At 67.7% G+C, this 5,708-nt stretch carries 5 protein-coding genes; 4 read left to right on the top strand and 1 reads right to left on the bottom strand.

Annotated elements, in window-relative coordinates:
- The coding region (locus VHK87_RS08005) for a pyruvate, water dikinase regulatory protein (protein ID WP_329634378.1) at nucleotides 1-793 on the bottom strand (793 nt) is incomplete at its 3' end.
- 505 nt (nucleotides 794-1,298) lie between these two features.
- Between VHK87_RS08005 and hemE the strand changes: the two genes are divergently transcribed.
- From hemE to rho, 4 genes are all read left to right on the top strand, one after another.
- Nucleotides 1,299-2,330: a uroporphyrinogen decarboxylase gene (gene hemE, locus VHK87_RS08000; protein ID WP_329634377.1), complete on the top strand. Its 1,032-nt coding sequence runs from the start codon at nucleotides 1,299-1,301 to the stop codon at nucleotides 2,328-2,330.
- The gene (hemH, locus tag VHK87_RS07995; RefSeq protein WP_329634376.1) at nucleotides 2,327-3,361 is read left to right on the top strand and encodes a ferrochelatase; all 1,035 of its coding nucleotides are present in this window, start codon (nucleotides 2,327-2,329) and stop codon (nucleotides 3,359-3,361) included. The genes hemE and hemH overlap by 4 nt, the downstream gene beginning before the upstream one ends.
- Complete coding sequence (locus VHK87_RS07990; RefSeq protein WP_329634375.1) at nucleotides 3,361-3,825, top strand: CopD family protein; 465 nt, start codon at nucleotides 3,361-3,363, stop codon at nucleotides 3,823-3,825. The genes hemH and VHK87_RS07990 overlap by 1 nt, the downstream gene beginning before the upstream one ends.
- 255 nt (nucleotides 3,826-4,080) lie before the next feature.
- A complete protein-coding gene (gene rho, locus VHK87_RS07985) occupies nucleotides 4,081-5,472 on the top strand; it encodes a transcription termination factor Rho (RefSeq protein ID WP_414694130.1) in 1,392 nt (463 codons plus the stop codon).
- Nucleotides 5,473-5,708: the final 236 nt, after the last annotated feature.

The raw sequence follows: 5,708 nt of genomic DNA, 5'->3' as shown, positions 1-5,708 counted from the left end.
CGGCCGTTTCCTCTACGCTGCGGCGGGAGACGTCGATCACTGGCCAGCCCTGGCGCTCGTAGAGGCGGCGGGCCTGGACGATCTCGTCCTTCACCGCGTCCACGTCGATGTAGGTGGATTCCCGATTCTCCTTCAGGGAGAGCAGCCGGTTACGGCGGATCTGGATCAACCGATCGGGGGAGATGGTCAGCCCGACGATCAGGGCGTTCTTCAGCTCGAAGAGCTTCTGCGGGATCGGCCGGCCGGGCACCAGGGGCACGTTGGCGGCACGGACCCCCCGGTGGGCCAGATAGATGGAGGTCGGCGTCTTGGAGGTCCGCGAGACGCCCACCAGAACCACGTCGGCCCGGTCGAGGTCCTGGCCGCCCTGTCCGTCATCGTGGCCGATGGCGTAGTTCAAGGCGTCCATGCGGTTGAAGTAGTCGTGGTCGAGGGCGTGCTGCACGCCGACCCGGCTGGTCAGCGGGGCGCCGACGTAGCGGGACAGGGCGCTGACCAGCGGGTCGAGCGCCGGGATGCAGGGCATGTCGAGCTTGCGGCAGCCTTCCTCCAGCGCCGCGCGCAGATCCTGGTCGACGATGGTGTGGATGACGACGCCCGGCGCCTCCTCGATGTCGGAGAGGGCCCGCTCCAGCTGCCGGCGGGAGCGGACGAGGGCGTAGATGTGTTCGATCGGCAGCACGTTCTCGAACCGGGCGCAGACCGCGCGGGCGAGCGCGTTCAGCGTCTCCCCGGTGGAGTCCGAGACCAGATGGACGTGGAAGTAGGTCGCTATGCGCGGCGGGGGCGTCATCAGGTCGCGGCGAGGCTTCTGTGGATGAACTCGTGGGCAACCTCTTTAGCGAAGCCGAACGAGCTTGGGGAGAAGTCGCCGCTTCCGAGCGCAAACGGCGGGGCGGGATGAATGAGGGTGACAACCGGCCCCTTTAACCATCCGTTAACCCACATGGCCGGGTGCGGTGCGTTTCCCGGCGCCTGTCGCACCCGAAGAGGCCTGCGACATCCGATCCCAAATCCACGCCGGTCCGCGCCTGGCGGGTTAATGAAACCTTAACGTCGGCGGGCGCTAAGCGGGATGTCCCCGCTATCCACAGGCCCCCCGGACGAGGGTTAATGAAGTGTGAAGACTTTGGGGCAGGTCGCAGGTATGGCGGGTGCGACAGGCCCGGTTATCCCCGATTGCGAGGGGCCCTACCGTCTTCTTCAAATAACTTTCGAAAGAAAGATTGGATTGAAGAGGGAAGGGGGCGTGAACAGGCGGGCTTGAGCCTTTTGCGGAAAGCCCCTTTAAACCCGGCATGACCTCGAAAGTTCAGCCCGCCCTGCTCCGGGCCCTCGCCGGAGAAACCCTGCCTCGCCCGCCGGTCTGGTTCATGCGCCAGGCGGGAAGGAGCCTTCCGGAGTACCGGGAGCTGCGCACCCGGGCGGGCGACTTCATCGCCTTCTGCCACAATCCGGAGATGGCGGCGGAGGCCACCCTCCAGCCGATGCGCCGCTTTCCGCTGGATGCGGCCATCGTCTTCGCCGACATCCTGCTGATCCCCCGCGCCCTGGGCCAGGAGGTCTGGTTTGAGGCCGGGGAGGGGCCGAGGCTCGGGACCTTGCCGCCGATCGAGGCGATCGCCGACCAGGTGGAGGCCTCGACGGAGCGGCTTTCGGCCATCGGCGAGACCCTGCAGCGAGTCCGCGCCGAGCTGGAGCCGGAACGGGCGCTGATCGGCTTTGCGGGCGGGCCCTGGACGGTGGCCACCTACATGATCGAGGGTCGCGGCTCGGACCGGTCCGGCGCGCGGACCTACGCCCATCAGAACCCGGAGAAGCTGGACGCCCTGCTGGACGTGCTGGTGGAGTCCACCGCCCGTTACCTCGTCATGCAGGCGAACAGCGGGGCGCAGGCGCTGAAGATCTTCGAGAGCTGGGCCGAGCAACTGCCCGAGGACGTGTTCGAGCGGATCGTCATCCGGCCGCACGCGAAGATCGTCGAGAAGGTGCGGGCGGCTGGGGTCACGGCGCCGTTCATCGGCTTTCCGAGGGGCGCTGGGGCGCTTGTGGAGAACTACGCCGCCGCCGTGCCGGTGCAGGGCGTCGCCCTCGACACCCAGGCCTCGGCCGCGCTCGGCGCCCGCCTGCAGGCGCAGGGCAAGACCATTCAGGGAGCGCTGGACAACCTGCTGCTGCGGGCCGGCGGGCCGATGCTGGACGCCCGGGTGGACGCGCTGATCGAGCAATGGGGCGGCGGCCCCTACATCTTCAACCTCGGCCACGGTGTGCTCCCCGACACACCGGTCGAACATATCGAGCGGACGATCCGGCGAGTGACGGGCAAGTGACCCGCCTGGCGGTCGTGCTGTTCAACCTCGGCGGGCCCGACGGGCCGGAGGCGGTGCGGCCGTTCCTGTTCAACCTGTTCCGCGATCGGGCGATCATCGGACTGCCGGCGGTCCTGCGCTATCCGATCGCCGCCTGGATCTCCCGCACCCGCGAGACGCGGGCCAAGGCCAACTACGCGATCATGGGCGGGGCCTCGCCCCTGCTGCCGGAAACCCAGGCGCAGGCGCGGGCGCTGGAGGCCGAGCTGATGGTCCGCGCGCCGGGCGTCGAGACCCGCGCCTTCATCGCCATGCGCTACTGGAGGCCGCTGGCGGCGGAGACGGCGAGAGAGGTGGCCGCCTTCGCGCCCGACGAGATCGTCCTCCTGCCGCTCTATCCGCAGTACTCCACCACCACGACAGGCTCCTCGGTGAAGGACTGGCTAGCGGCGTATGACGGACCGGGGCGGACCCGCACCGTCTGCTGCTACCCGACCGCGAACGGCCTGGCCGCCGCCCACGCCCGGCTGATCGAGCGGGCGCTCGAGGCGGCCGGGAGCCCGCGGAACCTTCGCCTGCTGTTCTCCGCCCACGGACTGCCGAAGAAGGTGGTCGCGGCGGGTGATCCCTACCAGGCGCAGGTGGAGGCCACCGTGCAGGCGGTCTTGGCCGAACTCGGCGGCGAGCTGGACCACCAGGTCTGCTACCAGAGCCGTGTCGGGCCGCTTGAGTGGCTCGGCCCCTCCACCGACGCGGCCATCCGCCAGGCGGCCGCCGACGGCAAGGGCGCACTGGTGATCCCCATCGCCTTCGTTTCGGACCACGTTGAGACGCTGGTCGAGCTGGATCACGAGTATGCCGCGGTGGCGCGCGAGGTGGGCTGTACGCCCTACCTGCGGGTTCCGGCCCTGGGCGTCTCGGCCGACTTCATCGGCGCGCTGGCCGAGGCCACTCTGGAGGCCGCTGGACGCGACCGGGAGGGGGCCGCGCCGTTCGGACCTTGGCTTTGTCCCGCGCAGTATGGAAAGTGCGCCTGCCGAGGGAGGGCATGATGAGCGACTGGATCGCCGCCAACTACGATCTGCTGCGAGGCGTGCACATCCTGGCGGTCATCGCCTGGATGGTCGGGATCATGTACCTGCCTCGGCTGTTCGCCTATCACACGAACGCGGCGCCGGGGTCGGAGTTGGACGTCACCTTCCAGGCCATGGAAGGCAAGCTCATGCGGATCATCATGAATCCGGCCATGGTCGTGGCTTGGATCCTTGGCCTGACGCTGCTCTGGCACCGCTACAATCTGGCCGGCCACGAGGTGTTCACCCAGCCCTGGCTGATCGCCAAGCTGGCAGGCGTGGTCTTCGTCACCGGCTGGCACCATTACCTGGCGGGCGCCCGCAAGGCTTTCGCCCGCGGCGAGAACAAGAAGTCGAACAAATTCTGGCGCGCCACCAACGAGCTGCCCTTCTTGGCCGCCATCGTGATGGTCATCGCAGTGACCACCGAGTTCGGGCGCTAGCTCCTTCCTCACCGCTCCGCAGGGAGGAAAGCGGCGGCTCCGCTTGACGCCCACGCCAGCCTGTGGTTCCGGTAGCGTACGCGTCGGCCTTCCGGCGCGCCCCGCCTTTTTCCGCGCCGCGCGCTCGTTGCAGAGCCGCCAGCGGCCGGTCCTCGAAATCGACAACGGCGCCTCTCCCGATTGGGAGCTCTGCGCCTTCAGGAATTTCCCCAGCCTGCGCCGCCGTGCGCGGGACCTTGCGAGTCCATATCCCCAATGCCTGACGAAATCCCCGAGGTCCTCGAGGCCGCCCCGACCGAAGAGCTGGAGCTCGACGTGCTGGGCGACGCCGAGGGCGCCGACGAAGGCTCAGAGGTCGCCGCGGCGATCAAGGCCCTCGGCCTCACCCGCATGTCGCTCCAGGAGCTGAAGGACAAGTCGCCCGCCGACCTGCTCTCCTTCGCCGAGACGCTGGAGATCGAGAACGCGAACTCCATGCGCAAGCAGGACATGATGTTCGCGATCCTGAAGACCCTCGCCGAAGAAGGCGTGGCGATCTCCGGGTCGGGCACCATGGAGGTCCTGCCGGACGGCTTCGGCTTTCTGCGCAGCCCCGAGGCCAACTACCTGCCCGGTCCCGACGACATCTACGTCTCGCCCTCCCAGATCCGGAAATTCGGCCTGCGGACCGGCGACAGCGTCGTCGGCGGGATCCGCGCGCCGCGCGAAGGCGAGCGCTACTTCGCCCTGGTGCAGGTCGACCAGATCAACTTCGAGCCGCCGGAGAACGTCCGGCACAAGGTCCACTTCGACAACCTGACGCCGCTCTATCCCGAAGAGCGGCTGCGGATGGAGATCGACGACCCGACGCTGAAGGACCGCTCCGGCCGGGTCATCGACATCGTCGCCCCGCTCGGCAAGGGCCAGCGCTGCCTGATCACCGCCCCGCCGCGGGTCGGCAAGACGGTGATGCTGCAGAACATCGCCAAGTCGGTCGCCATCAACCACCCCGAGTGCTACCTGATCGTGCTCCTGATCGACGAGCGCCCGGAAGAAGTCACCGACATGCAGCGCACGGTGAAAGGCGAGGTGATCTCCTCGACCTTCGACGAGCCGGCCACCCGGCACGTGCAGGTCGCCGAGATGGTGATCGAGAAGGCCAAGCGCTTGGTCGAGCACAAGCGCGACGTGATCATCCTGCTGGACTCGGTCACCCGCCTGGGCCGGGCCTACAACACCGTGGTGCCGTCCTCGGGCAAGGTGCTGACCGGCGGCGTCGACGCCAACGCCCTGCAACGGCCGAAGCGCTTCTTCGGCGCGGCCCGGAACATCGAGGAGGGCGGCTCGCTCACCATCATCGCGACCGCGTTGATCGACACCGGCAGCCGGATGGACGAGGTGATCTTCGAAGAGTTCAAGGGCACCGGCAACTCCGAGATCGTTCTTGACCGGAAAGTGGCGGACAAGCGGATCTACCCGGCCATGGACGTGCTCAAGTCCGGCACCCGCAAGGACGAGCTCATCACGCCGAAGGATCAGCTGCAGAAGACCTATGTTCTGCGCCGCATCCTTTCTCCGATGGGCGCCCAGGATTCCATCGAGTTCCTGTTGGACAAGCTGCGTCAGAGCAAGAACAACGACGAGTTCTTCCAGTCGATGAACACCTGACGACTTGGCGGCCCGCCTTCCTCCTCTGCCCGGCAGGTGAGGTGAGGGGGGCTGGCCATACCGCGTCAGATCGGCTCTACCATCGCCCGCTCACGTGACGAGGGGAGCTGGTGATGATCAAGGTCTATCACGCACAGGCGACGCGGTCGGTCCGCGTGCTCTGGGTGCTTGAGCAACTGGGCGTCCCGTACGAGACGGTGAGCCTGACCTATCCGCCGCGGGTGCATCACCCGGAG

The sequence above is a fragment of the Phenylobacterium sp. genome, from assembly GCF_036263695.1.
GTDB lineage: Bacteria > Pseudomonadota > Alphaproteobacteria > Caulobacterales > Caulobacteraceae > Phenylobacterium.
The sequence above is the reverse complement of the archived record's forward strand: the minus strand, read 5'-3'. Positions and strand labels throughout refer to the sequence as shown.